This window comes from Oscillibacter sp. CU971 (assembly GCF_905219725.1).
Classification (GTDB): Bacteria; Bacillota; Clostridia; order Oscillospirales; family Oscillospiraceae; genus Oscillibacter.
In genome coordinates, this window is sequence record NZ_CAJMXG010000375.1 from 1 (window position 1) to 2219 (window position 2219).

The 2219-nt window shown below is 53.0% G+C and carries 1 protein-coding gene; it reads left to right on the top strand.

Annotated features, from left to right (window positions below; translation table 11 throughout):
* Window positions 1-2219, top strand: a 2219-nt coding sequence (locus JX325_RS15575) for a helix-turn-helix domain-containing protein (protein ID WP_204791969.1), incomplete at both ends; no start/stop codon positions are given.

The following is a 2219-nucleotide window of genomic DNA, read 5'->3' on the forward strand; positions in this document are numbered from 1 at the left end:
ACTTCAGGAAGCCTTATTCATCCTGGAAACCGAGGGCTACAACCGATATGGTGTCGGCGTGCCCCAGGTCAACGACCCCAAGAAGCGAACCATCACTCCTGTCATCTCTATTCCCGAAATTGACCAGAGAGAAGTTTATCAGAACCTCGACCTGGTCAAGTCTGTCGGAGAGTACCACTCCACCGATGGCGGCGATTCCTGGGACAAGCGTGAGTACCCGGCCAGCATTGACTCTTCCAGAGTGAAGATCCTGTACGGGGATGAGGGCGGGGCCTTGAAAGATGGCGTCATCGAAATCCGTCGCGGCGTTGCGGACTTGGATCTCGGTGATTCCCACTATGCTCAGGTTCGCATCCTTGTAGACGGAACTCACTACCTCAAGGGTATGGCCATGCACTCCGACGATATGCCTGATGGGTGCGACATTGTGTTCAACACCAACAAGGCTTCCGGCACACCGAAGATGGACGTCATGAAGAAAATCGGGGCTGACCCTGACAATCCTTTCGGTGCGTTTATCAAGGCCGACGGGCAGAGTCATTACATCGACGCTGACGGAATTGAGAAGCTGTCTGCTATCAACAAGTTAAAAGAAGAGGGCGACTGGGATCGGATGAGTAAGAACTTGTCCTCCCAGTTTCTTTCTAAGCAGCCGCTTCAGCTTATCCGAAAGCAGTTGGATTTGACCTATGCCGACGCTGAGGATGAGTTCGCCGAAATCTGTGCTCTCACCAATCCAACTATTAAGCGAAAGCTCCTGCTCGATTTTGCCGATGAATGTGACTCCGCTGCTGTACATATGAAAGCGGCCGCTCTCCCAAGGCAGAGCACTCAGGTCATCCTCCCTATCAATGCGATGAAGGAAACCGAGATTTTCGCTCCCAACTACCGGGATGGTGAGCAGGTAGCCTTGGTTCGTTATCCTCATGGCGGAACGTTTGAGATTCCTATTCTCACAGTCAACAACAAGAACCCCTCCGCAATCTCTATCCTCGGTAAGAACATCCGGGATGCTGTAGGCATCAACCCCAAGGTAGCAGAACGTCTTTCTGGTGCAGACTTCGACGGTGACCAGGTTGTCGTCATTCCTACCGGTGGGAAGGTGAAAATTCAATCTACCCCCGCCCTTAAGGATCTGGAAGGCTTCGACCCGAAGACTGCCTACTCCACGGAGGGGAGAACCGGTGTTCGTCTTCTGTCCAAAGGCGCTGCAACACAGCGGCAAATGGGGGAAATCTCTAATCTTATCACTGACATGACCCTCAAGGGGGCTCCTGAAAGTGAGATTGCCCGTGCTGTTAAACACAGCATGGTGGTCATCGACGCCGCCAAGCACAAGCTGGACTACCGGCAGTCTGAAAAAGACAACGGCATAGCCGAGCTTAAGCGCAAGTACCAGGGGTATACCGATGAAGAGGGAAAAGAGAGGGGCGGTGCCTCCACACTGCTATCCCGCCGTAAACAGACCGTCGATGTACCTGAGCGTCAGGGAAGCGGCGTCATTGACCCCCAGTCCGGCAAGGTTGTCTACAAGGAGTCCGGTCGAACCTATGTTAACCCAAAGACCGGAAAGACCGTTCGGGCCACCACCAAGGTAAGCCGTATCGAGGCTGTTGATGACGTCCGTAAGCTGTCCTCTGGTACTCCCCAAGAAGAGTTCTATGCGGCCCATGCCAACAGGATGAAGGCCCTGGCCGATAGAGCAAGGCTTGAATATAAAGCAACTCCGACATTGAAGCGTTCTGCCAGTGCGGCACAGGCCTATGAACCAGAAGTAAACCGCCTTATGGCTGCGCTCCGTTTGGCACAGTTGAATGCCCCCCGTGAGCGTGAGGCTCAGCGCATTGCTAATGCCATGGTGAAAGCTAAGGTTCAGGCCAACAATATCACCGACAAAGACGAAATCTCTAAAATTCGTCGTTCCGCTATCAGCGACGCCAGAGTTACAACCGGTGCCAGCGGAAAAAAGTCACGCATTACCATCAGCAGTCGCGAATGGGCCGCCATTCAGGCCGGCGCAATTTCTGACACAACCTTAAGCGAAATCCTTCGCTACACTGAACCTAAGACCGTCAGAGAGTACGCCACGCCCAGAACTTCAACGCAACCGTCGCAAGCACGCATCAATCGTATCAAAGCAATGGCTGGCGTTTACACCAACCAAGAAATTGCTGACATTTTCGGCATTTCGTCTTCTGCTGTGTCGAGAATACTTAATG